Origin of the sequence: Streptomyces filamentosus (genome assembly GCF_014654895.1) — a bacterium.
In the GTDB taxonomy this organism is placed as follows: Bacteria; Actinomycetota; Actinomycetes; order Streptomycetales; family Streptomycetaceae; genus Streptomyces; species Streptomyces filamentosus.
On record NZ_BNBE01000002.1, the window covers coordinates 1301104 to 1326687 of the forward strand.

Here is a 25584-nt window from a genome sequence, read left to right on the forward strand (position 1 = left end):
GGCTCCGGCCCCGTCGGGTCAGGAGCCCAGGTGCTCGCGCAGGAAGCTGTACATGAGCGCCTTGTTGCGGGCGGCCTGCGCGTTGTCGGTGGCGCCCGCGTGCCCGCCGCCGGTGTTCTCGTGGAAGAGCACCCGGTGGCCCTGCTCCCGCAGCCGCGCCGCCGCCTTGCGGGCGTGCCCGGGGTGCACCCGGTCGTCGCGGGTGGAGGTGGTGAGCAGCACCGGCGGGTAGGCCGCCGCGGGGTCGAGCCGGTGGTACGGGGAGAGGTCGAGCAGGTGCGGCAGGTCGGCCTCGTCGTCGGGGTCGCCGTACTCGGCGATCCAGGAGGCGCCGGCGAGCAGCTTGTGGAAGCGGACCATGTCGAGCAGCGGCACCTGGCAGACGATCGCGCCGAACAGCTCGGGGTAGCGGGTGAGCATGGCGCCCATGAGGAGGCCGCCGTTGCTGCCGCCCGCGGCGCCCAGCTGCGGCGGGGTGGTGATGCCGCGGGCGACGAGGTCCCGGGCGACGGCCGCGAAGTCCTCGAAGGCCCGGTGCCGGTGGGCGCCGAGCGCGGCCTGGTGCCAGCCGGGGCCGTATTCGCCGCCGCCGCGGATGTTGGCGAGGACGTACGTGCCGCCGGTCTCCAGCCAGCCCCGGCCGGTGAGGGCCGCGTACGCCGGGGTGAGGGAGACCTCGAAGCCGCCGTAGCCGTAGAGGAGGGTGGGGCCGGGGCCGGCGGAGCGGTCGGGGCCGATGACGAAGTACGGGACGCGGGTGCCGTCGTCGGAGACCGCGAACGCCTGCTCGACGGTGAGGCCGGTGGTGTCGAAGCGGGCCGGGGCCTGGCGGAGGATCTCGCTGTCGCCGCCGATGGTGCCGCGGGTGAGCGTGGACGGCTGGAGGAAGCCGGAGACGTCGAGGAAGTACTCGTCGGAGACGTCCGGGTCGGTGTCGGTGACGCCGACCGCCGACAGCGGGGGGACGTCGGCGAGCGGGGCGCGCGACCAGCCGCCGTCCTCGCCGGGGGTGAGCACCTCGATGCGGGTGCTGACGTCCCGCATGACCTCCAGGATCAGGTGGTGCCGGGTCCAGGAGTGGCCGGCGAGCGCGGTCCGCTCGTCGGGGGTGAAGAGCGGCTCGGCGGTGCGGTCCCCGGCGAGGAAGGCGTCGAGGTCGAAGGCGAGGAGGGAGCCGGCCCGGTGGCCGAGCCACTCCGACTTGAGGGTGACGACCAGGTGCCGGCGGTGGGCGTAGACCTCGGCGTCCTCCGGGACGTCGATGCGGACGAGGGTGTCGTCGGCGGTGAGGAGGTGGGTCTCGCTGCGGAAGAAGTCGAGGGAGCGGCCGACGAAGTCGCGCTCGTGGCCGGGGGTGGAGTCGTGCCAGGCCCAGGCGGAGACATCGCCGGCCTCGCCCTCGAAGACGGTGACGGCCTCGGCGAGCGGGGTGCCGCGCCGCCAGCGGCGGACCGTGCGCGGGTAGCCGGAGTCGGTGAGCGAGCCGGGGCCGTGGTCGGTGCCGACGAAGACGGTGTCGGCGTCGATCCAGCCGATGCTGGTCTTGGCCTCGGGCACGGTGAAGCCGTCCGCGACGAAGGCGCGGGCGGCGAGGTCGAACTCGCGGACGACGACGGCGTCGCCGCCGTCGCGGGAGAGGCTGACCAGGGCGCGGTCGTGGCCGGGCCGCAGCACCCGGGCCCCGGCCCACGCCCACTTCTCGTCCTCGGCCGCGGCGAGCGCGTCCACGTCGAGCAGGGTCTCCCACTCGGGCGCGTCCTTGCGGTACTGCTCCAGGGTGGTGCGGCGCCACACGCCCCGTACGTGCTCGGCGTCCTGCCAGAAGTTGTAGAGGTACGGGCCGCGGCGGGTGGTGTAGGGGATGCGGTCGACGGCGTCGAGCACCTCGCGCAGGCGCTCGGCGAACGCGTCGAAGCCGGGGTCCGAGGCGAGCGCGGCCTCCGTCTCCGCGTTCCGCTCGGCCACCCAGGCGAGGGCGGCCTCGCTGTCGACGTCTTCCAGCCACAGGTACGGGTCGTCATGGTTCACGCGGGCCATTGTCCCCCGGTCCGGGCCGGTGGCGGGGGTCAGTCGGCGACCAGTTTGTGGACCACCTTCCCGCTCTGGTCGACGGCGAGGTAGCCGGTGGCCGAGTAGTCGTTGGTGCGGTAGACGAGGAGGGTGGGGCGGTTCTCGTTGAAGGACCAGCGGTTGACGATCATGTACCGGTTGAAGGGTTCCTCGACCTTGAGCTCGCGGTCGGCGCGCTTCGCCAGGGCGGGCAGGTCGTCCCAGGGCATGCGGGTGGGGTCGAACGGCTGCTGGTCGGGCTGGGAGGAGCTGATGGTGCCGCCGATGCCCTGGCGGCTGACCTCGCCGTCCCGGTACTGGTAGCGGTCGTAGGTCCTGGCGCCCTCCTTCGTGGGGATCTCGGCGATGGCGTAGTCGTCGTAGACGTAGATCGCCTTCACGGTGGGGGTGCCGGTGGCCTCCGCGAAGGCGGCGACGGCGGTGCGGATCCCGGCGGGGGTGAGGAGGGAGTCGGGCGCGGCCGCTTTGGACGGCGCGGCGGAGGACGGGGCTCCGGTGGTGTCCCCCGTGGTGCCGCCGGTGCCGCCTCCGGGGGTCCGGGGGGCGGTGGTGGTGCCCTTCGCGTCCGGGGTCCCGCCGTCGCCGCCGAGGGGCAGGAGCTGCTGGAGGGCGAGCGCGAGGAGTCCGGCGGAGACGACGAGGGCGCCGGCCACCGTGGCGATCCGGCGGCGACGGTCGGGGGTCCGGCCCGCCGCGACGGTCGGCGGCCCGGGCACCTGGTGGGCGGGGTGGGGGTGGGGGTACGGCGGCGGGACGGAGCCGTACGGGGGCGGGGTCGGCGGGCCGAAACCTGCGGGGACGGCGTCGGCGGGGACGGCGGCCGCCGCCTCGGCCGCGGCGAGGAGCCGGTCGAGCTCCGCGCCGTCCGGGCGCAGGGCCGGGTCGCGGACGAGGAGCCGGAGGAGGACGGGTCCGAGGGCGCCGGAGCGGACCGGTGGCGGGATCGGGTCGTCCAGGACGGCGACGACGGTGGCGAGGCTGGTGGCGCGGCGCAGCGGGTGGTGGCCCTCGGTCGCCACGTACAGGAGCATGCCGAGGGACCACAGGTCGGAGGCCGGGTTGCCCTCCTCGCCGCGCACCCGCTCGGGGGCGATGAACTCGGCCGAGCCGATGAGGTCGCCGGAGGCGGTGAGCCGGGAGGTGGCCTCGTCGAAGACGGCGATGCCGAAGTCGGTGAGGACGGCGCCGCCTTCGGCGCGCAGCAGGACGTTGGCGGGCTTGACGTCGCGGTGCTGGATGCCGGAGGCGTGGGCGGCGCGCAGCGCGCCGAGGACCTGCCGGCCGAGGACGATCGCCTCGGGGACGGAGAGGGGGCCCGCGGCGAGCCGGTCGGCGACGGAGCTTCCCTCGACCAGCTCCATGACGATCCACGGCGCCGATCCGTCGGCCGGCTCCACGATGTGGTGGACCGTCACGACGTGCGGGTGGGTCAGCCGGGCGAGGGCACGGGCCTCGCGGACGGCCCGCTCCCGCAGCTGGGCGGTGAGGCCGGGGTTCGCCTCCTCGACGGCGGGGTCCGGCGGGCGGACCTCCTTGAGGGCGACGTCCCGGTCGAGGGCGATGTCGCGGGCCCGCCACACGGTGCCCATGCCGCCGCTGCCGAGCCGGGAGACCAGCCGGAACCGTCCGTCGACGAGGGGTCTGCCGTCGTCGTCATTCGTGCTCATGAGCGATCATCGTAGGGGTCCCCGGTGACAGCCGGGGTCCGGGCGGGCGGACCGCCCGGACCGGCGGGGTCAGGGCTTCATCTCGTACGCGCCGGAGAGGGCCTCGACGCGGGCCCAGACGCGGGCGGTGCGGGCCTCGTCGACGACGGGGCGGCGGACCGCGCCGAGCGCCCAGGCCTGCTGCGCCTCGGTGGCCGAGTCCTTGCCGTGGAGTTCGACGGCGTGGCCGGAGAAGTCCCGGACGAGGACGGCGAAGAGCTCGTCGAGGACGTCGTCGTCGAGGCCGGTGAGGGCGGCCTGCTCCAGGACGAGCTGGGCGTGGACGACGAGCGCGAAGAGCTGGCCGACGGCGAGGAGCAGGTCGAGGTCGCGGCTCTGGGCCTCGTCGGGGGCGGCGGTGCGGACGAAGTCGCAGAGGGCGTCGGCCTGTTCGCGGAAACGGGCGACGTTGGGGAGCCGGTCGTACGCGTCGAAGGCGGGCCGCCAGTCGTGGAAGCGGACGGAGCCGAGGCCGCGGGCGGGGCCCTGGCGGAAGAGGAAGGCGTCGTCGGCGGCGTCGAGGCGGGTGGGGACGGGCTCGTAGGCGGCGGGGGCGAGCAAGTGGTTGCCCATGAACTTGAGGATCAGGGCCAGGTTGACGTGGACCGTGCCCTCCAGCTTGGGCAGGCCGCGGATCTCGACGGCGGCCTGGGCGAAGTAGTTGTCCTTCTCGAAGCCCTTGGCGGCGATGACGTCCCACATGAGGTCGATGACCTTCTCGCCCTCGGTGGTCACCTTCATCTTCGTCATGGGGTTGAAGAGGAGGTAGCGGCGGTCGTCGGGCCCGGCGGTGCGGAAGTAGTCGACGGCGCGGTCGCTGAAGAGCTTCATGCCGGCCAGCCGGACGTAGGCGTCGGTGAGTTCGCGGCGCACGTGCGGGAAGGCGGTGACGGGGCGGCCGTAGAGGATGCGGTTCTGCGCGTGGGTGACGGCCTCGTACATCGCGTGCTCGCAGATGCCGATGGAGGCGGTGCAGAGGTTGAACTTGCCGACGTTGACGGTGTTGAGGGCGGCGTCGAAGGCGGCGCGGCCGGTGTGCAGGACGTCGTCGGCGGTGACCGGGTAGTCCTCCAGGCGGAACTCGCTGACGTACTTGGAGGAGTCGACGACGTTCTTGACCAGGTGGTAGGCCGGGTGGCGGCTGTCGGCGGCGAAGAAGACGTAGCCGTCGGGGCCCTCGACGTCGGTGCGGCGGCCGAAGACGGAGACGAGGCCGGCCTTGTTGCCGTTGCCGATGTAGTACTTGGAGCCGGTGGCGCGGAAGCCGCCCTCGCCGTCCGGGGTGAGCAGCATGTCGGTGGAGTAGATGTCGGCGCCGTGCGCCTTCTCGGAGAGGCCGAAGGCGAACACCTCGCCCTGGCCGAGGAGTTCGGCGGCGCGGGCGCGGGCGGCGGCGTTGTCGCTCTGCCAGACCGGGCCGAGGCCGAGGATGGTGACCTGCCAGGCGTACCAGTAGTCGAGGCCGTAGAAGCCGAGGATCTCGTTGAGGGCGGCGATGCGGGCGGTGTCCCAGCGCTTGTCGCCCGACCCTTCGCCGGCCTCGGTCGCGGGGGTGAGGAAGGTGGCGAAGAGCCCTTCCTTCGCGGCGAATTCGAGGAAGTCGCCGAGCCAGGCGCGGGTGCGGTAGTCCTCGATGATCCGGCGCTTGCCGCGCTCCTCGAACCAGTCGACGGTGGCGCGCAGCAGCCTGCGGGTCTCGGGGTCGAAGTGCGCGGGGTCATAGGTGCGGGGGTTGAACAGCAGGGCGTCGGCCATGGGGAACCACCTTGGGGCGTCGGAGGTCGGGTGGGTGGGGGGCGCTCGCGGGGCCGGGGCCTCAGAACCCGCGGAGGGTGGCGAGGACGTCGTCGAGCCAGGCGATCATCATGCGTTCGTACGCGATGCCGCCGCGCAGCACGACGTGCTGGAGCTCGCGCTCGGCGTCCGGCGGCGTGCCGTCGTCCGGCACGGGCGGGAAGTCCCGCTCCTCGCCCGCCAGGTAGTGGGCGAGGCGGTCGGTGTGGGCCCGCCGGTGCCGCTCGACCTCGCGGACGAGGCCGGCGGGGTCGTCGAAGGCGGCGCCCCGGATCTTCACGGCGAGGTCGTGCCGGACGCTCTCGGGTTCGATCGGCTCGTGCAGCCAGGAGCTGAGCGCCGCGTGCCCGAGGTCGGCGACGGAGTACTCCCGCTTGTCCGGGCGGCCCTGCTGGGGCACCTCCCGGGCACGGACCCAGCCGTCGTTCTCCATCCGCTTGAGCACGCGGTAGATCTGCTGGTGGGTGGCGGTCCAGAAGTAGCCGATGGACCGCTCGAAGCGCCGGGCCAGCTCGTAGCCGGAGCCCGGCTTCTCCAGCAGGGACACGAGGATCGCGTGTTCGAGCGCCATGCCTCCGATCTTGCTATGCAACGGGTTGCATAGCAAGGCGCGCACGGGCCGATGAGACGCGCCTCACCCGCGGGGCCGGGGCGTCCGGGTGCCGATGGCGGGCGGTCGGGTCCCGGTGACGGGCGGGCGCGGTCAGGTCCCGGCGGGCGTGAGGGTGACGACGGCGGCCACGCCGTCGACGCGGAAGGCGCCCGTCTCCCCGCCGGAGAGCAGGAGGGCGTCGTAACGGCCGAGGGCGGTCCCGGCCGTGCCGTTCGCGGTGGTGGGCACGAAGGCGTCACCGTTCGCGTCGGTGGGCGCGAGGGTGTCGGCCGTCCCGGCGGGCGACGCGTCGGTGGGGGCGGTGGCGGTGGCGGTGGCGTCACCCTTCGCGTCGGTCGTCGTGGCGGGCGACGCGTCGGTCGTCGTGGCGGTCGCCGTGCCCGCCAGGACGATCACGAGGGCCTCGGTCCCCTCCTCGGGGGCGACGGAGAACGCCTCCCGCTCCGTCCGGACCCGCGCCGTCGTGGTGGCGCGGCGCGTCATCACGTTGAAGTCGACGAGGGGACCGCCCAGCAGCCGGCACTCGGTGACGGCGTCGCCGGAGAAGGGGAAGGGCGCATAGGGCTCGGCGACGGTGTGCGGGGTCCCGTCGACGGTCAGCTCCATCCCCGGGCCCTCCACGACCGTGATGACCCGGTCCACGCCGGGGAAGGACGAGAAGGGGCCGCCGGCCGCGACGTCGGCGAGGCTCACCCGCCAGGCGAAGTCGTCCAGGCCCGCGCCGGCCGGGCCCGCGGCGACCTCCCGGGTCACCCCGCCGCCGTTCCGCCAGCTGGTCGCCGTCCGGTCCTGCGCCCTGAACAGGCGTCCTGCGGTCATGTCCTCAGCTCCTTCGCCGCGGGCGCGCACGGCTCCGGGTCCGCGGCTCCCCCGCGGACCGCCCGCCGTCGAACGATGGCACGTCCCGCGCCGGCGCCCGGAGCCGGGGGCGGGGATCACGCGGGCGCGCGTCCCGGTGCGGCGGGGAGGCGGCCCACGCGCGTGGAGCCGCTCGGGCGGAACCGTTCACGCGCAGCCGTTCACGCGGAGCCGTTTCCGCGCAGGAGGGGCAGGACCTCCTTGCGGTAGAAGTCGAAGAAGCCGCGCTGGTCGGGCCCGATCTGGCCGACGTGGACGGCGTCGAAACCGGCGTCCACGTACGCGCGCAGCTGCCGGGCGTGCTCCTCCGGGTCGGGGCCGCAGGCCACGGCGTCGGCGACGGTCTCCTCCGTGACCAGGGTGGACGCCTGCTCGAAGTGGGCCGGGGTCGGCAGGATCTGGTCGAGTTCGCCGGGCAGGTGCTCGGTCGGCCACAGCCGGTGGGCGGTGCGCACGGCCTCCTCGCGGGACTCCGCCCAGCACACCTTGGTCGCGGCGTACGCGGGCCGGCCGGCGTCGCGGGAACGGAAGCGGTCGACGAGGCCGGCGTCCGGGGCCGTGGAGACGAAGCCGTCCCCGATCCGGGAGGCGAGGTCGGCGGCCTTCGGCCCGAAGGCCGAGATGTCGATGGGCGGCGGGGAGTCCGGCAGGGTGTAGAGGCGGGCGTTCTCCACGGTGTAGTGGGGTCCGCGGTGGGTGACCTCCTCGCCGGTGAACAGCCGCCGGATGACCTCCACCGCCTCCTCCAGCATGTCCAGGCGGACGTCGGCGGGCGGCCAGGCGTCGCCCAGGATGTGCTCGTTGAGCGCCTCCCCGCTGCCGAGGCCGAGCCGGAAGCGACCGTCCAGCATGACCTGGGAGGTGGCCGCGGCCTGGGCGATCACGGCCGGGTGGATGCGCACGGTCGGGCAGGTCACGGCGGTCTCGACGGGCAGTCCGCAGCTCTGGGAGAGGGCGCCGATCACGGACCACACGAAGGGGCTCTGCCCCTGCTCGCCGTTCCACGGGTGGTAGTGGTCGGAGATCCACAGCGAGCCGAAGCCCGCGTCCTCGGCCATGCGGGCCTGTTCCACGAGGTCCGCGGGCCCGAACTCCTCACAGGACAGGAAGTAGCCGAACTCGGTCATGACGCCTCCGTCGGATCGGATCGTTGCTCTTTCTCATCGGGTCGGTGCTCTGTCTCATCGACCCGCATTCCCAGCGGGCCGGATTCTCATCGGGTCGGATTTCCGGCGGCCCGGATTCCCGGCGGGCCGGATCCTCACCGGGCCGGAGCGGTGCGGGGTTCTCCGGCGGCTTGCGGGGACGGGCGCGTGGCGGGGCCGAGCCGGAAGAGGCCGACGCAGTCGGTGAGCTCCAGGAGCCGCACCATCTGGTGGCTGGGGGCGGCGAGGGTGAGGCGGCTGCCCGTCTCCCGCAGCGCCTGCCTGGCGGCCAGCAGCAGGGTGAGGCCCGTGGAGTCGCAGAACGACGAGTTCTGGAGGTCCACGACGACGTCGGCACCGCGCGGGGCCCGGGCGACGCCGTCGAGGAGCAGGGACCTCAGCCCGGCCGCGTGCTCCAGGTCCATGTCACCGGCCACCCGCACGACGAACGTGCGCCGGGCGGGTCCGCCGGTACCGGTGCGTGCGGTCCGCTCCTCGTCGGGTGTCATGGCGCGCCTCCTCGTCTCGACGGCGACTGCCCCGCCGCCGGGCTCCCAATCCGGGGGCGGGCGGACGCGAGTACGCGGAGGAGGGCGGGGCAGCCGCCCCTTGATCCCATTCCCGCACCTTGCACGGGAGGCAGAGCCATGCGCGCCCTGACCTGGCAGGACACGCGGAACGTCCGCGTGCTGTCCGTACCCGACCCCCGGGTGGAGGAACCTACGGACATCGTGGTGAGGGTGACCTCCACCGGTGTCTGCGGTTCCGACCTCCACCTCTACACGGTGCTCGGCCCCTTCCTCGATCCCGGGGACGTCCTGGGGCACGAGGCCATGGGCATCGTGGAGGAGTCCGGCCCCGAGGTGACCGCGGTCCGCCCCGGCGACCGGGTCGTCGTCCCCTTCAACATCTCCTGCGGGCACTGCTTCATGTGCGACCGGGGGCTCCAGTCCCAGTGCGAGACCACCCAGGTCCGCGCGTACGGCATGGGCGCGGCGCTCTTCGGCTACACCAAGCTGTACGGGCAGGTGCCCGGCGGCCAGGCCGAGTACCTGCGGGTCCCGTTCGGGAACACTCTGCCGGTGAAGGTCCCCGAGGGGCCGCCCGACGAGCGTTACGTCTACCTCTCGGACGTCCTGCCGACCGCCTGGCAGGCCGTGGAGTACGCCGAGGTGCCGCCGGGCGGCTCCGTGACCGTCCTCGGTCTCGGCCCGGTCGGCCAGATGGCCGCGCGCGTCGCGCTGCACCGCGGCGCGGGCCTGGTGGTGGGGGTCGACCCGGTCGCGGCCCGGCGCGCCCGCGCCCGGGAGCGCGGTGTCCACGTCCTCGACCCGGCGGAGCACGGGAAGGACCTGGCCGGGGCGGTCCGGCGGCTGACCGACGGCCGCGGCACGGACTCGGTGATCGACGCCGTGGGCATGGAGGCCCACGGGCCGCGGCTCGCGGCGATCGCGCAGCGCGTGACGGCCGCCCTCCCCGACGCCGTGGCGCGGCCGCTGATGGAGCACGCGGGCGTCGACCGGCTCGCCGCCCTCCACGCGGCGGTCGACATCGTCCGCCGGGGCGGCACCGTCTCCGTGTCGGGCGTCTACGGCGGGGCGGTCAACCCCCTGCCCCTGCTCACGATCTTCGACAAGCAGCTCCGGATCCACATGGGACAGGCCAACGTCCGGTCCTGGGTGGACGACCTCCTGCCGCTCCTGGACGACTCCGACCCCCTCGGCGTGGAGGGCTTCGCCACCCACACGATGCCGCTGGAGGAGGCCCCCCGGGCCTATGCGATGTTCCAGGCCAAGGAGGACGGCATGATCAAGACACTCCTCAAGCCCTGAAGGCCGTCATGAACACCACCGACGGACACCGGAAGCACGCCCGGAACGAGCGGAACGAGCGAGACGAACTCGACGACCGGGACGAGCTCGACGAGCAGGACGAACTCGATGACCCGGAGGAACGGGACGAGCGGGAGGGAAAGGACGAGGAGGGGGGACGGGGCGAGAGGGACGGTCGCGGGGAACCGGGCCGGGTGTCCGCCGCCGAGGCGCTCCGCGGCGCGGTGGAGCAGCTCACCGAGCTCCTGGGCCGGGCGCCCGAGACCGTGTCGGCGCTGACGCCCACGGAGACCGGCTGGACGGCCCGGATCGAGTTCGTCGAGGTCGAGCGGGTTCCGGAGACCACCAGTGTCCTGGCGAGTTACGAGGTTGCGCTCGGCCATGACGGGCACTTGCTGGGCTACGAGCGCGGCAAGCGCTACACGCGGGCTCAGATCGACGACAAGGACGGCGGCTGAGCATGCCGCTCCCTCGGAACCCAAGGAGGGAAACGTATCCGTAGTACAGCAGGGCGGCGCGACGCCCGGACAGAGCGGCACCACCGGCACCCTCTACGACGTCCTGGGCCTGATCCTGGACCGCGGTCTCGTCATCGACGCGTTCATCCGGGTGTCCCTCGTGGGCATCGAGATCGCGAAGGTCGACGTCCGCGTGGTCGTGGCGAGCGTCGACACCTACCTCCGCTTCGCGGAGGCGTGCAACCGCCTCGACCTGGAGAGCGGCAAGAAGGCCCCGGCCCAGCTCACCGACGTCATGGAGAAGACGACCGAGGGCGGGGCGAAGGGCAAGACCAAGGGCGCCCTGACCGGGGCGGTGGAAGCCTTCACGGACTCCCTCACCGGCCGGGACGACGAACGGGAGGAAGAGCGGGCGGCGAGGAAGAAGGAAGAAGAAGAGTCCGAGGAGCGGGAAGGACGGTCCCGGCGCGGCCGCGGCACGCGGCGGTCCTCCGCACGGCGGTCCTCCGAGGAGGAGGATGAGGAGTGATGGCTCTCTATGTGTACGCGATCACGGGAGCGTCGCACCCGCTCCGCCTCGACGGCCTGACCGGCGTGGGCGACGGCCGGACGCCCCTGCGGCCGGTCCGTGAGGGCGAGCTCCGCGCCGTCGTCAGCGAGGCGCCGGAGGAGATCGGCCTCACGCGCCCCGACCTGGAGGCCCACCGGACCGTGCAGGAACGGCTGTGGGACGACGGCACCACGCTGCCGCTGGGCTTCGGCTTCGTCGCCCAGGACGAGGACGCCGTCCGCGCCGTCCTCGCCGAGAGCGCCGAGCAGTTCGCCGCGCGCCTCGACGAGCTCGCCGGCCGGGCGGAGTTCAGCGTGAAGGGGATCCAGGAGGAGGAGACCGCCCTGCGGGAGGTCGTGGACGAGGTGGAGGAGGTGCGCCGGCTCAACGAGGTCACCCGCGACGGCGGCGGGACCTACGACGACCGGCTGGAACTCGGCAGGCTGCTCCTCGGTGAGGTGCAGGCGCGCCAGGTCGGGCTCGCCGAGGCCGTCCTCGCCGCCCTGCGGCCCCACGCGCGTGCGGAACGCCTCTCGGAACCGTCGCAGGAGTACTTCCTGAGCGCCTCGTTCCTGGTGGACCGGGAGCGGGCCGAGGACTTCGTCCGGGCCGCCGAGGAGGCGGCCGGGGACCTGTCCGACGGGGTCGAGATCCGCGTCCGGGGGCCCCTGCCCCCGTACAGCTTCGTCTGACGCGTCCGGCGCGTCGGATGCGTCCGGCGCGGCCGGTCCGTCCGGCGTCCACGCCACGACCGTCGACGACACGACGAGAAGAAAGGCGGGTGGGAGACGGTGGGACTGGTGACGGAGATCCTGGCCCTGCCCGCGGCCCCGCTCCGGGGCACCCTGTGGGTGCTCGACAAGGTCGTCCGGGCCGCCGAGCAGGAGTACTACGACCCCGGGCCCGTCCAGGAGGCGCTCGTCGCCCTCGAACGGGACCGGGAGGCGGGCCGCGTCGACGACGCCGAGTTCGAGCGGCGCGAAGCACCGCTGCTGCGGCGCCTGGAGGAGATCCGGGCGTACCGGCTCGGCGGCGCCGGACCGCCGCCCGGCGCGTAGCGGAACGGGAGAGGAGAAGCGGAGGAACATCATGGACAGCGCCAAGATCGGCACCGCCCTGGTCGGTGGATACGTCCTGGGGCGCACGAAGAAGGCCAAGCTGGCGCTCGGCCTGGCGATGGCCCTGGCCGGGTCCCGGGTGAAGCCCGGGCAGCTGGGGAAGACCCTCGCGCACTCGCCGTTCCTGAACAGCGTGAACGAGCAGGTCCGCGGAGAGCTCATGACGGCGGGGAAAGCCGCGGCCACGACGGTGCTCAACGCCCGGGCCGGCCGCCTGGCGGACACCCTGCACGACCGGACCGAGGAACTGCGCGGGGAGAAGCAGGACGAGGCCGAGGAGAAGGACGAGCACGAGGAGAAGGACGGGAAGGACGAGCGGAACGGGGCCGGGGGCGGGAACGGCGGTTCCCCGTCCCGGCGGAGCCGGTCCTCCTCCGGCCGCGGCGCTCCGGCGGGCGCGGCGAAGAAGACCGGGAGGCAGGACGATGGCTGAGACGAAGGGCGCGCCACGGAGGACGAAGGGCCGCTCGGGCGGTTCCTCCGGCGGCTCCAAGGCGCAGAAGGTGCTGGACCGGAACCCGGGCGCCCACCGCCTGGCGGAGGAGTTCGAGTCGTACCTCCAGGCACGCCTGGAGAAGGTGCTCACCGGCGTGGGACACCGCGTCGGCGACGTGGCGGAGCGGGTGGCCGAGGGCCGCGTCGGCCCCGGCACCGTGCTGCACGGCGCCAAGCGGGCGGTCCTGGACAAGGTCGTGCCCGGCGGCGGGTCGGACGGTTCGGATGGGTCGAACGAGCCGGACGGGTCGGACGGCTCGTCGGGCGAACCCCGCTCGTCGGCGTCGAACGCGGGCGGCAAGAGCCTGACGATCGTCGAGGACGTCGACGTCGGGGTCCCGGTCGAGGAGGCGTACGACCAGTGGACCCAGTTCCAGGAGTTCGGCCGCTTCGCCAAGGGGGTGGTCTCCGTCGACCAGGAGGACGACACGACCACCCACTGGCGGGTGAAGGTCGCCCGGTCGAGCCGGGCGTGGACGGGGACCATCACCGAGCAGATCCCCGACGAGCGCATCGCCTGGTCCTCCGAGGGCGCCAAGGGCACCACCCGCGGAGTGGTCACCTTCCACCCCCTGGGCGAGAACCTGACCAAGGTCCTGCTGGTCATGGAGTACCACCCGAAGGGGCTCGTCGAGAAGACGGGCGCCCTCGTCCGGGCCCAGGGCCGCCGCGCCCGGCTCGACCTCAAGGCGTTCCGCACCTTCGTCATGATGCGGGGCGAGGCTTCCGGTGGCTGGCGCGGCGAGATCCGTGACGGCGAGGTCGTCGCCGGGCCCGAGGAGGACGGGGAGGACGAGGAGTACGAGGGTGAGGAGTACGAGGACGAGGACGAGGGCGCGTACGAGGACGAGGAGGAGGACCAGGAACAGGAGGAGGACCGGGACCGGGAGGAACCGGAGGACGCGTACGAGGAGGACGAGGAAGCCGACGACGAGGAAGCCGACGACACGGAGGCGGACGACGAGCCCCGCACCCGCCGGAGCCGTGGACGCTGACGTCGGCACCGATACCGACACCGAGACCGACGCCGACACACAGGGAGCGAGGTCGAACACGCCGTGACCGCATCGGACCCCATCGGCCCCTCGGGCGCGCACCCCCTCTCCCCCTACGGGCAGACGCAGGGCGCGAACCTCGCCGACATCCTGGAAAGGGTGCTCGACAAGGGCATCGTCATCGTCGGGGACATCAGGATCAACCTGCTCGACATCGAGCTGCTGACCATCAGGCTCCGGCTCCTCGTCGCCTCGGTCGACAAGGCCCGGGAGATAGGGATCGACTGGTGGGAGCACGATCCGGCCCTGTCCTCGCGGGCCGAGCCCCCGCGGGACCTGGAGCGGGAGAACCGGCGCCTGCGGGCCGAGATCCAGGAGCTCCGGGCGAAGCCCGGCTCCCGCGCCGCGCTGACCGAGGACCCGGCCCCGCGCCGCCGGCGCCGGGAGGCCACCGCCCCCCGGCGCCGGACCCGGGACGAGGACAAGGGCGAGGACGAGGACAAGGACGAGGGCAGGCGGAGGTGAGGCCACATGACCACGGAGCACGCAGAGCACACGGAACTCCCGGAGGACCCGGAACGCGCGGAGCGCACGGGACGCGCGCGGGACACGGAGTTCAGCTACGCCTACGCCGTCGTGCGCCCGGCCGCCGGACTGGACGGGGACGCCCTGCGGGAGGTCGAGGGCGTGGCGTCGGGGCCGGTCCGGCTGGTCGGCGCGGGAGGGGTGGCGGCCGCGGTCGGTTCCGTACCGGGGAGGGAGTTCTCCGAGGCGGCCCTCCGGCACCACCTGGAGGACCTGGAGTGGCTGGAGGAGGTGGCGCGGGCGCACCACGGGGTGGTGGAGTTCCTCGCCGCGCGGACGACCGTCCTCCCCCTCCGGCTGGCCACGGTGTACGTGGACGACGAACGGGTCCGCGAGGTGCTGCGCGGGGGCGCGGGGACGTTCGCCCGTCTCCTTGACCGGTTCGCCGGGCACGTGGAGTGGGGGGTGAAGGTCTACGCCGGACTCCCCCGCGACCTCGCCGACCCGGACGCCTCCGGCCCCTCCGGGACCGGCCCCGACGCCGATGCCGGTCCCGGCCGCTCGTACCTGCGCATGCGGCGCCGGGAGCGCGAGGACCGGGAGGCCGTCCGGTCCGCGGCGGCCGAGGCGGCGCGCAGGATCGAGGAGGCGGCGGACGGAATCGCCGTGGAGCTGGCGCGGCACCGGCCGCAGCAGGGCGAACTGGCCACCGGGAGCGGGGAGAACGTCGCCAACGACTCCTACCTCGTGCCCGGCGGCCGGTCCGAGGAGTTCCGCGACCGCGTCCGGCGGGCGACCCGCGGCCTGCCGGGGGTGCGGGTCGAGATCACCGGGCCGTGGGCGCCCTACTCCTTCGCGGTCCTCACGGGACCGGAGGCGCCCGGAGGGACGGCCCGCCCGTGACGGGCCGCGGCGAGGAGGCGCTCCCCCGGCGGCAGGTCGCCCTCATCGACCTCCTGGACCGGCTGCTGAGCGGCGGCGCCGTCCTGACCGGCGACCTGGTCCTGTCGATCGCCGACGTCGACCTGGTGCGGATCTCCCTGCGCGCCGTCGTCGTCGCCGTCCGGGAGGACGCCCGCTGGTCCTTCGGCCCGCCGCTGGCGGAGGCCGTGCGCCGCGGGGAGGAGCCGTACGATGACCGGCCGCCCGGCTGACGTCCCCGCCGGCAGCCCCGCCGACCGGCTGGGCGAGGTCGCCGACGCGGCGCGGCGCGCCCGCGCCCTGCTGCCTCCGCGACCGGAACTCACCGAGCGGCCGGAAGAAGCGGACCCGCCGGCGGGCGACGGCGGCCGGGCGCGGGTGCCCGCGCGGCGGCTCCGGGCGGACCCGGACACCGTGGAGCGGGACCTCGTGGCCCTGGTGCTCACCGTCGTCGAACTGCTGCGGCAGTTGATGGAGCGCCAGGCCCTGCACCGCGCGGACCGGGGCGACCTCACCGAGGAGCAGGAGGAGCGGCTCGGGCTGACCCTGATGCTCCTCCACGACCGGATGACCGAGCTCTGCGAGCACTACGGCCTGGCCCTGGAGGACCTCAACATCGACCTCGGGCCGCTGGGCCCCCTCCTGCCGCCCTGACCTCCCCGGGCCCGGGCCCCGGCCCCGTCCCCCGTCCCGGGCCCGGCCCCCGACCTCTCGGCGAGGCTTCAGAGGGCGCCGACGATGTCCTCGACCCGCGCCTTGGCGTCGCCGAAGAGCATCGAGGTGTTCTCGCGGAAGAACAGCGGGTTCTGGACACCCGCGTATCCGGAGGCCATCGAGCGCTTGAAGACGATCACCTTGCCCGCCTCCCAGACCGTGAGGACGGGCATGCCGGCGAGGGGGCTGCTGGGGTCCTCGGCGCCCGCCGGGTTGACGGTGTCGTTGGCGCCGATGACGAGGACGACGTCGGTGTCGGCGAAGTCGTCGTTGATCTCGTCCATTTCGAGGACGATGTCGTACGGGACCTTGGCCTCGGCCAGCAGGACGTTCATGTGGCCGGGCAGCCGGCCCGCCACCGGGTGGATGCCGAAGCGGACGTCGACGCCCTTCGCCCGCAGCTTGGAGGTGAGCTCGGCGACCGGGTACTGCGCCTGGGCGACGGCCATGCCGTAGCCGGGGGTGATGACCACGGACCGGGCGGAACCGAGGAGTTCGGCCGCGCTCTCGGCGGTGATCTCCGTGTGCTCGCCGTAGTCGACGTCCGCGCCGGCCGGGGCCTCGATGCCGAAGCCGCCGGCGATGACCGAGAAGAAGGAGCGGTTCATCGCCTTGCACATGATGTACGACAGGTAGGCGCCGGAGGAGCCGACGAGGGCTCCGGTGATGATCAGCAGGTCGTTGCCGAGGAGGAAGCCGGAGGCGGCGGCCGCCCAGCCGGAGTAGCTGTTCAGCATGGAGACGACGACCGGCATGTCGCCGCCGCCGATCGAGGCCACCAGGTGCCAGCCGAGCGCGAGGGCGAGGACCGTCACGGTGATCAGCAGCCACAGCTCCGGCGTGATCACGAACCACACCGTCAGGGCGACGAAGAGGCCCAGGGCGCCGAGGTTCAGGGCGTTCTTGCCCGGGAGCATCAGCGGCTTGGAGTCGATCCTCGCGGAGAGCTTGAGGTACGCCACGACGGAGCCGGTGAAGGTGACGGCGCCGATGAACAGGCCGATGAACACCTCGGCGTGGTGGATCCCGAGGGTGCCGAGCGCGTCCAGGGCGCGGGCCTCGTGGCCGGCCGGGTCGTGCTCGACGTTCAGGAAGCCGTTCCAGCTGACCAGGACGGCGGCCAGACCGACGAACGAGTGCAGCAGCGCGATGAGTTCGGGCATGCCCGTCATCTCGACGCCCCGGGCCCGCTGGAGGCCGATCAGCGCGCCGACCAGCATCGCGACGGCCATCAGGCCGAGGCCGGCGGAGCTGACGTCGCCGTCGACCGCGAGGACGACGGTGGCGACGAGGGCGACGCCCATGCCGAGCATGCCGAAGGCGTTGCCGAGGCGGGCGGTCTCGTGCTTGGAGAGTCCGGCCAGCGCGAGGATGAACAGCAGCGCGGCGACGAGGTAGGCCGCCTGTGCGGCGATGGTCGCAGTCATGTCAGCTCCGGTTGAACATGGCGAGCATGCGACGCGTCACCGCGAAGCCGCCGAAGACGTTGATGGAGGCCAGCAGGATCGCCACGGACGACAGCACCGTGACCGCCGTGCTCGCGTGGCCGATCTGGAGGAGCGCGCCGACGACGATGATCCCGGAGATCGCGTTGGTCACCGACATCAGCGGCGTGTGCAGGGCGTGGTGGACGTGCCCGATGACGTAGTAGCCGATCACGATCGCGAGGACGAAGACGGTCACGTGGGGCAGCAGCGCGGCCGGGGCGAACGCGGCGGCGAGGAACAGCGCCAGCGCGCCCAGGGCGACGGAGGTGAACCTCGCCCGTGCCGTCATCGGCGCCTTCTTCGGCGCGGGCTCCGCCGCGGGCGCCGCGGCCGCGGGGGCCGGGGCGGCGGAGACCTGGACCGGCGGGGGCGGCCAGGCCGACTCGCCCGCGCGGACGACGGTGATGGAGCGCTGGACCGGGTCGTCCCAGTCCAGGACCAGCAGGCCGTCCTTCCCCGGCGTCATCAGCTTCAGCAGGTTCACCAGGTTCGTGCCGTACAGCTGCGACGCCTGCGCGGGCAGCCGACCCGCCAGGTCGGTGTACCCGATGATCGTCACGCCGTTGGCGGTGACGGTCCGCTCGCCCTTCACCGTGCCCTCGACGTTGCCGCCGTTGGCGGCCGCCATGTCCACGATGACCGAGCCCGGCTTCATGGAGGCGACCATCTCCGCCGTGATCAGCCGGGGCGCGGGACGCCCCGGGATCAGCGCGGTCGTGACCACGATGTCGACGTCGCGGCACTGCGCCGCGTACAGCTCCGCCTCGCGGGCCTTGTAGTCGTCGCCCATCTCCTTGGCGTAACCCGTCTTCGAGACCTCCACCTCGGGGGACTCGATCGACAGGTACTCGCCGCCCAGCGACCGCACCTGGTCGGCGACCTCGGGGCGCGGGTCGGTGGCGCGGACCACCGCGCCCAGCGAACCGGCCGTGCCGATCGCCGCCAGGCCCGCCACGCCGGCGCCCGCGATCAGCACCTTCGCCGGCGGGACCTTGCCCGCCGCCGTCACCTGGCCCGTGAAGAACCGGCCGAACTCGTGCGCCGCCTCCACCACCGCCCGGTACCCCGCGATGTTCGCCATCGACGACAGCACGTCCATCGACTGCGCCCGGCTGATCCGCGGCACCGCGTCCATCGACAGCGCCGTGAAGGGGCGCCGTCCCAGCTCCTCCACCATCGCCGGGTCGAAGGCGGGCGCGAACAGCGCGATCACCGTCGCCTCCGGCCGCACCCGGTCCAGCTGCTCCGGCGCGGGAGCGTTCACCCCGAGCACCACGTCCGCCGCCGCCGCGTCCCCGACGGTCGCACCGACCTCCTCGTAGGCGGGGTCGGGGAAACCGGCCGCGGCGCCCGCGCCGGAGTCGACCACGACCTCGTACCCCAGCTTGCGGATCTGTTCGATCGTGGCGGGTGTGGCCGATACGCGACTCTCACCCGCCCGCGCTTCCTTGAGGACTCCGACAATCACGCGTGTTCTCCGTTCGCTGCGTTGGCCGTCGACGACGTGTGCCCGGCTCGATCGGGAGTGCGCCCGCCACCATGCGGAGCACGCCGCTCAGCTTGGCGGCCGGAAGCTCCCCTTGAACAGCGTCCGCCGATGAGGCGCACACAACATCGACGGGGACCCGTCACCCGTGCCTCGCACCGCCTCGCACGCCCACTCGGTCCCACGACCGCATTCAAGCGGAACGCGCGCCGGATCCCCGCACGGCTCACGCGGAACGGAGAACACCACCGGACCGGCCCCCGCCGGAGCCGGGGCGGCGGCCCCCGTCACCCCAGGAACGACAGCCGCACCTGGCGGTCCGGGTTGTCCTTGTTGGTGTCGACCAGGCAGACCGACTGCCAGGTGCCCAGGGCGAGGCGGCCCGCGACGACGGGGAGGGTGGCGTGGGGCGGGAGGAAGGCGGGGAGGACGTGGTCGCGGCCGTGGCCGGGGGTGCCGTGGCGGTGCTGCCAGCGGTCGTCGGCGGGGAGCAGGTGGTGGAGGGTGGTCAGGAGGTCGTCGTCGCTGCCCGCGCCGGTCTCCAGGACGGCCAGGCCGGCGGTGGCGTGGGGGACGAAGAGGTTGAGGAGGCCGTCGCGGCCGGGGGCGATCTCGGTGAGGAAGTCCTCGCAGGCGCGGGTCAGGTCGGTGACCGTCTCGCGGGTGCCGGTGGTGAGGTCGATGACGCGGGTGGTGAAGGAGGATGACATGGAGTCATCCTGCCGTCCGGGGCTCGGGATCGCGCGTCCACGCTCCGAGACGCCGTTGACCGTGTCGGCGGCGGGTCGCTACGTTCGCGCCATGTTGCGTACAGCCCTGCTCACCACGCGCGGTCACATCGACCTGCTGCGGGTGGCCTCCGCCACCTGTTCCCGCGGCTGCTGACGCCTTTCCCGCCCCGGCCCCTCTCCGGCCCGGTGCCCCTCTCCACGCCCTGACGCCCCGGCGCTCCGCCGTCCCGGCGTCCTGACGCCTCCGCATCGACCGTACGCGCGCACGTCCGCGCCGTCCGGCCGGCGCCGACGCGTACCCCTTTTCCGTCTCCTTCCTCCCCCGGAGTCCCGCCATGGCCGTCGGCCACGCGCCACCCCCGTCCGCCCCACCGGACATTTCCCCCGTGCCGGACGTCGAATCGCTCGTTCCGCTGCGGCGCCCCGGCCGCCGCACCGCCGTCCCCCGCTGGCTGCGGCGGACCGCCGGGCCCCTGCTGCTCCTGCTGGTGTGGCAGGTGACGAGCGCGACGGGGGTGCTCGCGCCGGAGGTGCTGGCCTCGCCCGGGACGATCGCGCGGTCCGCCGCCGGGCTGGTCGCGGACGGGACCCTGCCGACCGCCATGGGGGTCTCGCTCCGCCGGGTCGCCGCGGGGCTGCTGATCGGCGGGAGCGTCGGCACGGCGCTGGCGCTGGTGTCCGGGCTCTCCCGGCTCGGGGAGGACCTGGTCGACGCCACCGTCCAGATGCTGCGGACCGTCCCCTGGGTCGGGCTGATCCCGCTGCTGATCATCTGGCTGGGGATCGGCGAGGCGCCGAAGGTGGCGCTGATCGCGCTCGGCACCGCCTTCCACCTCTATCTGAACGTGTACGCCGGGATCCGCGGCGTCGACGCCCAACTCGTCGAGGCCGGACAGTCGCTGGGGCTCGGGCGGTGGGGGCTCGTCCGGCACGTGGTGCTGCCCGGCGCGCTCCCGGGCGCCATGACCGGACTGCGGTACGCGCTCGCCACCGCCTGGCTCGCCCTGGTCTTCGGCGAGTCCATCAACGCCGACGCCGGGATCGGCTTCCTGATGAACCAGGCCCGCGAGTTCTTCCGCACCGACGTGATCGTGGTCTGCCTCGTCGTCTACGCCTTCCTCGGCCTGCTCGCCGACGCCGTCGTCCGCACTCTCGAAAGGCTGCTGCTGCAATGGCGACCGACCTTCACCGGACAGTGACCGTCCGGGGTCTGACCCGCTCCTTCGACGGCCGGCCGGTGGTCGACGGACTCGATCTCACCCTGGAGCCGGGGCAGTTCACCGCACTCCTCGGACACAGCGGCTGCGGCAAGTCGACCCTGCTGCGGGTGCTCGCCGGGCTCGACCGCGAGATCTCCGGCACCGTGCTCGTCCCGCGCCGCCGGGCGGTCGCCTTCCAGGCGCCCCGGCTGATGCCGTGGAAGCGGGTGTGGCGCAACGTGCTCCTCGGGCTGCCGGGCCGCCCCGACCGGGCCGTCGCCGACCGGGCCCTGGAGGAGGTCGGGCTCGGTCACCGCGCGCACGTCTGGCCCAAGACCCTCTCCGGCGGCGAGGCCCAACGGGCTTCCCTCGCGAGGGCGTTGGTACGCGACCCGGACCTGCTGCTGCTCGACGAGCCGTTCGGCGCGCTCGACGCCCTGACCCGGATCAAGGCCCAGCGGCTGGTCGCCGAGCTCTGGCGGCGGCGCGGCTGCACCGTCCTCCTGGTCACCCACGACGTGGACGAGGCGCTGCTCCTGGCGGACCGGGCCCTGGTCATGCGCGACGGCGTCATCGCGTACGACACCCCGGTCGCGCTCGACCGGCCCCGCTCCCCCGCCGACCCGGGGCTCGCCGCCCTCCGCACCCGTCTCCTCGCCGAACTCGGCGTGGGGGAAGGGGGGTCCGGCACGGGGGAGGGCGGGTCCGGCGCCGGGGGCCCGGAAGCGATCGCGGTCGCGGGCGCCCCGAAGTCCTCCCCCATCCCTCCCGTCCTCACCTCCCACCCCTAGGAGCACCGCCGTGAAGTCCGTCCGCCTGCCCCTCGCCGCACTCCTCGTGCCCCTCGCCCTGCTCGCCGCCACCGCCTGCACCCCCGCCGCCGGGGCCGGGTCCGGCGGGAACACCGACGGCAAGGGCGAACTCGTCCTGAACGTCGGTGACCAGAAGGGAGGTTCCGAGGCGGTGCTGCGCGCCGCCGGGGAACTCGACGACCTGCCCTACCGGATCAAGTGGTCCACCTTCACCTCCGGACCACCCCTCCTCGAAGCCGTCAACGCCGGGGCCGTCGACGTCGGCGGCGTCGGCAACACCCCGCCGGTCTTCGCCGCCGGGGCGGGTTCGCGGATCACCGTGATCGCCGCCACCCACGGCGACTCGGCCGGTGAGGCGATCCTCGTCCCGAAGGACTCGCCGCTCCGCTCCCCCCGCGACCTCAAGGGGAGGAAGATCGCGGTGGCGCAGGGCAGTTCGGCGCACTTCCAGCTGATCGGCTCCCTGGAGAAGGCCGGGCTGACGCTGAAGGACGTCCAGGTCACGCTGTTGCAGCCGGCCGACGCGCTCGCCGCCTTCACGAGCGGCAAGGTCGACGCGTGGGCGGTGTGGGACCCGTACACCTCCCAGGTGCTGCACGCCGGCTCCGGGCGGATCCTCACCGACGGGCGCGGGGTCGTCAACGGGCTCGGCTTCCAGGTCGCCGCGCCGGCCGCGCTCGCGGACCCGGCGAAGGAGAAGGCGGTCGGCGACTTCGTCGGGCGGCTGCGGCGCGCCCAGGACTGGGTGTTCGACCACCCGGAGGAGTGGGCGAAGGTCTGGGCGAAGGAGACGGGGCTGCCGTACGAGGTGGCGCTCGCCGCGGTGAGGCGCAGCAGCGGCACCCGCATCCCGGTCGCCCTCGACGCGGCCGCGATCGCCTCCGAGCAGAAGATCGCCGACACCTTCGCCGGCCTCGGCCTGATCCCGCACCCCTTCCGGTTCGCCGACTTCGTCGACGACCGCTTCGACCAGGACCTGCCGCCGTCGACCACTCCGGCGCGCTCCTACGGAAAGGACGACTGACCATGACGGTCCACCTGCACTGGTTCCTGCCCACCGGCGGCGACGGACGCACCCTCGTCGACCGGCACGCCTACACCGACGGCGGCATCACCCGGAACCGCTCCGGGGCGGCCGCCGGGGTCCGCGCCCCCGACGTCGCGTACCTGGCGCAGATCGCCAAGGCGGCCGAGCGGCTCGGCTTCGAGGCCGTGCTGACGCCGACCGGCACGTGGTGCGAGGACGCCTGGCTGACGACGGTCGCGCTCGCGCAGCACACCGAACGGCTCAAGTTCCTGGTCGCCTTCCGGCCGGGGGTGCTCTCCCCCGTGCTCGCCGCCCAGATGGCCGCCACCTACCAGCGGATCACCCGCGGCCGGCTGCTGCTCAACGTGGTGACCGGCGGCGACTCCGCCGAGCAGCGGCGGTTCGGCGACCACCTGGACCACGACCGGCGGTACGCGCGCACCGCGGAGTTCCTGTCGGTGGTGCGGGGCGTGTGGAGCGGGCGGCCGTACGACTTCCGGGGCGAGCACTACCAGGTGGAGGGCGGACTCACCGCCCTGCCGCCGGACCCGCTGCCGGAGATCTTCTTCGGCGGCTCGTCGGCGGCGGCCGGGCCGGTCGCCGCCGAGCACGCGGACGTCTACCTCACCTGGGGCGAACCGCCGTGGCAGGTGAAGGAGAAGATCGACTGGATCCGGCGGCTCGCGGAGGAGCGCGGCCGGACGGTCCGCTTCGGCATCCGGCTGCACACCCTCTCCCGCGACACCGCCCGCGAGGCGTGGGCGACGGCGCAGCGGCTGCTCGACGACCTCGACCCCGAGACGGTCGCGGCGGCGCAGGCGGCGCTGGGCCGCAGCGAGTCCGTGGGCCAGCAGCGGATGCTCGCCCTGCACGGGGGCGGCACCCTGGACCGCGACCGGCTGGAGATCGCGCCCAACCTGTGGGCGGGCGTGGGGCTGGTGCGGGGCGGGGCGGGCACGGCGCTGGTCGGCAGCCACGCGGACGTCGCCGACCGCATCGAGGAGTACCACGACCTGGGGGTGGAGCACTTCGTGCTCTCCGGCTACCCGCACCTGGAGGAGGCGTACTGGTTCGGCGAGGGCGTGACGCCGCTGCTCGCGGAACGCGGCCTGCTGCCGGCCCCGCAGGCGTCCCCGCCGCTCGCGGGCGCGGGTGCGGGCGCGGCGGTCGTCGGGGGCGGACGCTAGCCCCCCGGGGGGGCGGCCTCCGGAAGCCCTTCCCCGGGGGCGGCCCCGCCCCCCGGCTCCCGGGAAGATCCCGGAGGCCGCCCCGGTTGGTAGAAACGTGAACGATTCTGTGGTCGAAGAGGTCGACGGGGCCGAAGAAGGCGGAGAGACCGAAGGACGCGAAGAGGACCCGGCGGCGGGACCGGCGGTCCGGCCGGTGGACGCCCTGGTCGTCGGCGCCGGGCAGGCGGGGCTCTCCGCCGCCTTCCACCTGCGGCGCGCCGGTCTGGAGCCGGACCGGGACCTCGTCGTCCTCGACCACGCGCCCCGGCCGGGCGGGGCCTGGCAGTTCCGGTGGCCCTCGCTGACCTACGGCAAGGTGCACGGGATGCACTCCCTGCCGGGCATGGAGCTGACCGGCGCCGATCCCGCGCGCCCCTCCTCCGAGGTGATCGGCGACTACTTCGCCGCGTACGAGCGGCGCTTCGGCCTCCGGGTGCACCGGCCCGTCGACGTGTCCGCCGTCCGCGAGGGCGAGGGCGGCCGGCTGCGGGTGGAGACCTCGGAGGGGGTGTACGCGCCCCGGGCGCTGGTCAACGCCACCGGCACCTGGGACCGGCCGTTCTGGCCCCGCTACCCCGGCCAGGAGACCTTCCGGGGGCGTCAGCTGCACACGGCGCAGTACCCGGGGCCCGAGGTCTTCGCGGGGCTGCGGGTGATCGTGGTGGGCGGCGGCGCGTCGGCCACCCAGCACCTGCTGGAGATCGCCGGGCACGCCGCCGCGACCACCTGGGTGACCCGCAGCGAACCGGTCTTCCGGGAGGGCACCTTCGGCGAGGCGGAGGGCCGTGCCGCCGTCGCGCTGGTCGAGGAGCGGGTGCGCCGGGGGCTGCCGCCGCGCAGCGTGGTCTCGGTGACGGGGCTCCCGCTCAACGACGCGATCCGCGCGGGGCTCGCGAACGGCGTCCTGGACCGGCAGCCGATGTTCGAACGGATCACGCCGACCGGCGTCGTCTGGGCGGACGGCCGCACGGTCGACGCGGACGTGATCCTGTGGGCGACCGGCTTCCGGGCGGCGATCGACCACCTGGCGCCGCTGCGGCTGCGGGCCCCGGGCGGCGGCATCCTGATGGAGGGGACCCGCGCCGCCCTCGACGAGCGCGTCCACCTGGTGGGTTACGGCCCCTCGGCCTCCACGATCGGCGCCAACCGGGCCGGCCGCGCCGCGGCGGCCGGGATCCGCCGCCTCCTCGGCGCCGGATCCGCCGCGGTCGCGGACCCGGCGCGCGGGGCGCCGTCGCCGGTCACGGTCTGAGCGATCCGTCCCGGGGCCGCCATCCCCCTTCCGGCGTCCGGGGCGCCGGCTCGGGCGCGTACCGCGCTCCGCCCTCCGCGCCGTACCGCAGCCCCTCCTCCAGGTAGACCCCGCTCCGGCTGAGGAGGACCTGGGTGAGGACGTCGTGGGCGAGGGCGAAATGTCGCTCGTCCGGATGGGTGGTCAGCCGGATCTCGACCCAGGCATCGTCGAAGTCCACCCCGGTCACCCGGGTGAGTCTCCTGGCCTGCCAGGAGGTGATGGGGGACCAGATCCAGCGACGTCGTCTGAGGTGCTTCATGCGCTGCCCAACGATCCAGCACCCTTCTCGATACCGCACAAATCGGTCGATATGGCCACCATGCCCCTTCCCCCTCCCTCCCCGCACACGGCGGCGCCGCCGGTCCCCTGGGACGGGGAACCGGCGGCGCCGTGGAACCGCTCGCGTCAGATGAGCCAGCCCAGGAAGTGGAAGACGCCGGCGAGCAGATCGGTGATGACGTTCATGGTGGTGCTTCTCCTCGTACAGGTGTTTCGTGGGACAGCGCGATCGCGGTCTGCAGCCCG

The 25584-nt window shown here is 73.9% G+C and carries 26 protein-coding genes and 1 pseudogene; 16 read left to right on the forward strand and 11 right to left on the reverse strand.

Annotated features, from left to right (window positions below):
* Positions 1–18: 18 nt before the first annotated feature.
* The 7 genes from IE326_RS24735 to IE326_RS24765 form a co-directional block, all read right to left on the reverse strand.
* Positions 19–2037, reverse strand: a complete 2019-nt coding sequence (locus tag IE326_RS24735) for a prolyl oligopeptidase family serine peptidase (RefSeq protein WP_150226919.1) — start codon at positions 2035–2037, stop codon at positions 19–21.
* 29 nt (positions 2038–2066) lie between these two features.
* Positions 2067–3737 carry a serine/threonine-protein kinase gene (locus tag IE326_RS24740; protein ID WP_150226920.1) on the reverse strand — a complete coding sequence of 557 codons (1671 nt, stop codon included), beginning with the start codon at positions 3735–3737 and terminating at the stop codon, positions 2067–2069.
* 69 nt (positions 3738–3806) lie between these two features.
* Complete coding sequence (locus IE326_RS24745; RefSeq protein WP_150226921.1) at positions 3807–5531, reverse strand: acyl-CoA dehydrogenase family protein; 1725 nt, start codon at positions 5529–5531, stop codon at positions 3807–3809.
* Between the two features lie 61 nt (positions 5532–5592).
* Entirely contained in the window at positions 5593–6141 is a 549-nt protein-coding gene (locus IE326_RS24750) for a PadR family transcriptional regulator (RefSeq protein ID WP_150226922.1), read from the reverse strand.
* A 132-nt stretch (positions 6142–6273) separates the two neighbouring features.
* Entirely contained in the window at positions 6274–7002 is a 729-nt protein-coding gene (locus IE326_RS24755) for a HutD/Ves family protein (RefSeq protein ID WP_190043035.1), read from the reverse strand.
* A gap of 200 nt (positions 7003–7202) precedes the next feature.
* Complete coding sequence (locus tag IE326_RS24760; RefSeq protein ID WP_150226923.1) at positions 7203–8168, reverse strand: LLM class F420-dependent oxidoreductase; 966 nt, start codon at positions 8166–8168, stop codon at positions 7203–7205.
* Positions 8169–8302: 134 nt separating this feature from the next.
* On the reverse strand, positions 8303–8695 hold the full coding sequence (locus IE326_RS24765; RefSeq protein WP_190043036.1) for an STAS domain-containing protein: 393 nt from the start codon (positions 8693–8695) through the stop codon (positions 8303–8305).
* A 138-nt stretch (positions 8696–8833) separates the two neighbouring features.
* Between IE326_RS24765 and IE326_RS24770 the strand changes: the two genes are divergently transcribed.
* From IE326_RS24770 to IE326_RS24820, 11 genes and pseudogenes are all read left to right on the forward strand, one after another.
* Positions 8834–10018, forward strand: a complete 1185-nt coding sequence (locus IE326_RS24770) for an alcohol dehydrogenase catalytic domain-containing protein (protein WP_190043037.1) — start codon at positions 8834–8836, stop codon at positions 10016–10018.
* A gap of 8 nt (positions 10019–10026) precedes the next feature.
* Positions 10027–10476 (forward strand): gas vesicle protein GvpO, encoded by a 450-nt coding sequence (locus IE326_RS24775; protein ID WP_190043038.1) that lies wholly within the window; start codon positions 10027–10029, stop codon positions 10474–10476.
* Positions 10477–10522: 46 nt separating this feature from the next.
* Positions 10523–11005: pseudogene (gene gvpJ, locus IE326_RS24780) on the forward strand (gas vesicle protein GvpJ); the annotation flags it as partial.
* Positions 11005–11718 (forward strand): GvpL/GvpF family gas vesicle protein, encoded by a 714-nt coding sequence (locus IE326_RS24785; protein WP_150226928.1) that lies wholly within the window; start codon positions 11005–11007, stop codon positions 11716–11718. The pseudogene gvpJ and the gene IE326_RS24785, both read left to right, overlap by 1 nt.
* 108 nt (positions 11719–11826) lie before the next feature.
* On the forward strand, positions 11827–12084 hold the full coding sequence (locus IE326_RS24790) for a gas vesicle protein GvpG (RefSeq protein WP_308440340.1): 258 nt from the start codon (positions 11827–11829) through the stop codon (positions 12082–12084).
* Between the two features lie 31 nt (positions 12085–12115).
* Positions 12116–12577, forward strand: coding sequence for a hypothetical protein (locus IE326_RS24795; RefSeq protein ID WP_190043040.1), 462 nt, complete (start codon positions 12116–12118; stop codon positions 12575–12577).
* Positions 12570–13634 (forward strand): SRPBCC family protein, encoded by a 1065-nt coding sequence (locus tag IE326_RS24800; protein ID WP_190043041.1) that lies wholly within the window; start codon positions 12570–12572, stop codon positions 13632–13634. The genes IE326_RS24795 and IE326_RS24800 overlap by 8 nt, the downstream gene beginning before the upstream one ends.
* A gap of 63 nt (positions 13635–13697) precedes the next feature.
* The gene (locus IE326_RS24805) at positions 13698–14159 is read left to right on the forward strand and encodes a gas vesicle protein (protein ID WP_373310256.1); all 462 of its coding nucleotides are present in this window, start codon (positions 13698–13700) and stop codon (positions 14157–14159) included.
* Positions 14160–14165: 6 nt separating this feature from the next.
* Positions 14166–15062, forward strand: a complete 897-nt coding sequence (locus tag IE326_RS24810) for a GvpL/GvpF family gas vesicle protein (RefSeq protein WP_190043042.1) — start codon at positions 14166–14168, stop codon at positions 15060–15062.
* Positions 15059–15313, forward strand: coding sequence for a gas vesicle protein (locus IE326_RS24815; protein ID WP_170313776.1), 255 nt, complete (start codon positions 15059–15061; stop codon positions 15311–15313). Before IE326_RS24810 ends, IE326_RS24815 begins: the two co-directional genes overlap by 4 nt.
* Positions 15294–15734 (forward strand): gas vesicle protein K, encoded by a 441-nt coding sequence (locus IE326_RS24820; RefSeq protein ID WP_190043043.1) that lies wholly within the window; start codon positions 15294–15296, stop codon positions 15732–15734. Before IE326_RS24815 ends, IE326_RS24820 begins: the two co-directional genes overlap by 20 nt.
* A 68-nt stretch (positions 15735–15802) precedes the next feature.
* On the opposite strand, the gene pntB is transcribed toward IE326_RS24820, so the two are convergent.
* The 3 genes from pntB to IE326_RS24835 all read right to left on the reverse strand — a co-directional run bounded on the left by pntB (position 15803) and on the right by IE326_RS24835 (position 19477).
* Positions 15803–17221, reverse strand: a complete 1419-nt coding sequence (gene pntB / locus IE326_RS24825; RefSeq protein WP_150226937.1) for a Re/Si-specific NAD(P)(+) transhydrogenase subunit beta — start codon at positions 17219–17221, stop codon at positions 15803–15805.
* Between the two features lies 1 nt (position 17222).
* Positions 17223–18749, reverse strand: coding sequence for a Re/Si-specific NAD(P)(+) transhydrogenase subunit alpha (locus tag IE326_RS24830; RefSeq protein WP_150226938.1), 1527 nt, complete (start codon positions 18747–18749; stop codon positions 17223–17225).
* A 305-nt stretch (positions 18750–19054) separates the two neighbouring features.
* Positions 19055–19477 carry a YjbQ family protein gene (locus IE326_RS24835; RefSeq protein WP_150226939.1) on the reverse strand — a complete coding sequence of 141 codons (423 nt, stop codon included), beginning with the start codon at positions 19475–19477 and terminating at the stop codon, positions 19055–19057.
* A 356-nt stretch (positions 19478–19833) separates the two neighbouring features.
* Between IE326_RS24835 and IE326_RS24840 the strand changes: the two genes are divergently transcribed.
* From IE326_RS24840 to IE326_RS24860, 5 genes are all read left to right on the forward strand, one after another.
* Positions 19834–20697 carry an ABC transporter permease gene (locus IE326_RS24840; RefSeq protein ID WP_190043044.1) on the forward strand — a complete coding sequence of 288 codons (864 nt, stop codon included), beginning with the start codon at positions 19834–19836 and terminating at the stop codon, positions 20695–20697.
* Positions 20670–21488, forward strand: a complete 819-nt coding sequence (locus IE326_RS24845) for an ABC transporter ATP-binding protein (RefSeq protein ID WP_190043045.1) — start codon at positions 20670–20672, stop codon at positions 21486–21488. The genes IE326_RS24840 and IE326_RS24845 overlap by 28 nt, the downstream gene beginning before the upstream one ends.
* 10 nt (positions 21489–21498) lie before the next feature.
* Positions 21499–22533: an ABC transporter substrate-binding protein gene (locus tag IE326_RS24850; protein WP_190043046.1), complete on the forward strand. Its 1035-nt coding sequence runs from the start codon at positions 21499–21501 to the stop codon at positions 22531–22533.
* 2 nt (positions 22534–22535) lie between these two features.
* The gene (locus IE326_RS24855; RefSeq protein WP_190043047.1) at positions 22536–23723 is read left to right on the forward strand and encodes an LLM class flavin-dependent oxidoreductase; all 1188 of its coding nucleotides are present in this window, start codon (positions 22536–22538) and stop codon (positions 23721–23723) included.
* A 196-nt stretch (positions 23724–23919) separates the two neighbouring features.
* Positions 23920–25017 carry an NAD(P)-binding domain-containing protein gene (locus IE326_RS24860; protein WP_190043493.1) on the forward strand — a complete coding sequence of 366 codons (1098 nt, stop codon included), beginning with the start codon at positions 23920–23922 and terminating at the stop codon, positions 25015–25017.
* Here the strand turns inward: IE326_RS24860 and IE326_RS24865 are convergent.
* Positions 25007–25318 (reverse strand): hypothetical protein, encoded by a 312-nt coding sequence (locus tag IE326_RS24865; RefSeq protein WP_150226943.1) that lies wholly within the window; start codon positions 25316–25318, stop codon positions 25007–25009. The genes IE326_RS24860 and IE326_RS24865 overlap by 11 nt on opposite strands.
* Positions 25319–25584: the final 266 nt, after the last annotated feature.

What these genes read in the sequence shown, in the direction of transcription:
- IE326_RS24820 (WP_190043043.1), top strand. Translation starts at nt 15,294, where the DNA reads ATGACCGGCCGCCCGGCTGACGTCCCCGCCGGCAGCCCCGCCGACCGG.
- IE326_RS24745 (WP_150226921.1), bottom strand. Translation starts at nt 5,531, where the DNA reads ATGGCCGACGCCCTGCTGTTCAACCCCCGCACCTATGACCCCGCGCAC.
- IE326_RS24835 (WP_150226939.1), bottom strand. Translation starts at nt 19,477, where the DNA reads ATGTCATCCTCCTTCACCACCCGCGTCATCGACCTCACCACCGGCACC.
- IE326_RS24795 (WP_190043040.1), top strand. Translation starts at nt 12,116, where the DNA reads ATGGACAGCGCCAAGATCGGCACCGCCCTGGTCGGTGGATACGTCCTG.
- IE326_RS24845 (WP_190043045.1), top strand. Translation starts at nt 20,670, where the DNA reads ATGGCGACCGACCTTCACCGGACAGTGACCGTCCGGGGTCTGACCCGC.
- IE326_RS24740 (WP_150226920.1), bottom strand. Translation starts at nt 3,737, where the DNA reads ATGAGCACGAATGACGACGACGGCAGACCCCTCGTCGACGGACGGTTC.
- IE326_RS24865 (WP_150226943.1), bottom strand. Translation starts at nt 25,318, where the DNA reads ATGAAGCACCTCAGACGACGTCGCTGGATCTGGTCCCCCATCACCTCC.
- IE326_RS24765 (WP_190043036.1), bottom strand. Translation starts at nt 8,695, where the DNA reads ATGACACCCGACGAGGAGCGGACCGCACGCACCGGTACCGGCGGACCC.
- pntB (WP_150226937.1), bottom strand. Translation starts at nt 17,221, where the DNA reads ATGACTGCGACCATCGCCGCACAGGCGGCCTACCTCGTCGCCGCGCTG.
- IE326_RS24855 (WP_190043047.1), top strand. Translation starts at nt 22,536, where the DNA reads ATGACGGTCCACCTGCACTGGTTCCTGCCCACCGGCGGCGACGGACGC.
- IE326_RS24840 (WP_190043044.1), top strand. Translation starts at nt 19,834, where the DNA reads ATGGCCGTCGGCCACGCGCCACCCCCGTCCGCCCCACCGGACATTTCC.
- IE326_RS24800 (WP_190043041.1), top strand. Translation starts at nt 12,570, where the DNA reads ATGGCTGAGACGAAGGGCGCGCCACGGAGGACGAAGGGCCGCTCGGGC.
- IE326_RS24785 (WP_150226928.1), top strand. Translation starts at nt 11,005, where the DNA reads ATGGCTCTCTATGTGTACGCGATCACGGGAGCGTCGCACCCGCTCCGC.
- IE326_RS24755 (WP_190043035.1), bottom strand. Translation starts at nt 7,002, where the DNA reads ATGACCGCAGGACGCCTGTTCAGGGCGCAGGACCGGACGGCGACCAGC.
- IE326_RS24735 (WP_150226919.1), bottom strand. Translation starts at nt 2,037, where the DNA reads ATGGCCCGCGTGAACCATGACGACCCGTACCTGTGGCTGGAAGACGTC.
- IE326_RS24770 (WP_190043037.1), top strand. Translation starts at nt 8,834, where the DNA reads ATGCGCGCCCTGACCTGGCAGGACACGCGGAACGTCCGCGTGCTGTCC.
- IE326_RS24760 (WP_150226923.1), bottom strand. Translation starts at nt 8,168, where the DNA reads ATGACCGAGTTCGGCTACTTCCTGTCCTGTGAGGAGTTCGGGCCCGCG.
- IE326_RS24810 (WP_190043042.1), top strand. Translation starts at nt 14,166, where the DNA reads ATGACCACGGAGCACGCAGAGCACACGGAACTCCCGGAGGACCCGGAA.
- IE326_RS24775 (WP_190043038.1), top strand. Translation starts at nt 10,027, where the DNA reads ATGAACACCACCGACGGACACCGGAAGCACGCCCGGAACGAGCGGAAC.
- IE326_RS24750 (WP_150226922.1), bottom strand. Translation starts at nt 6,141, where the DNA reads ATGGCGCTCGAACACGCGATCCTCGTGTCCCTGCTGGAGAAGCCGGGC.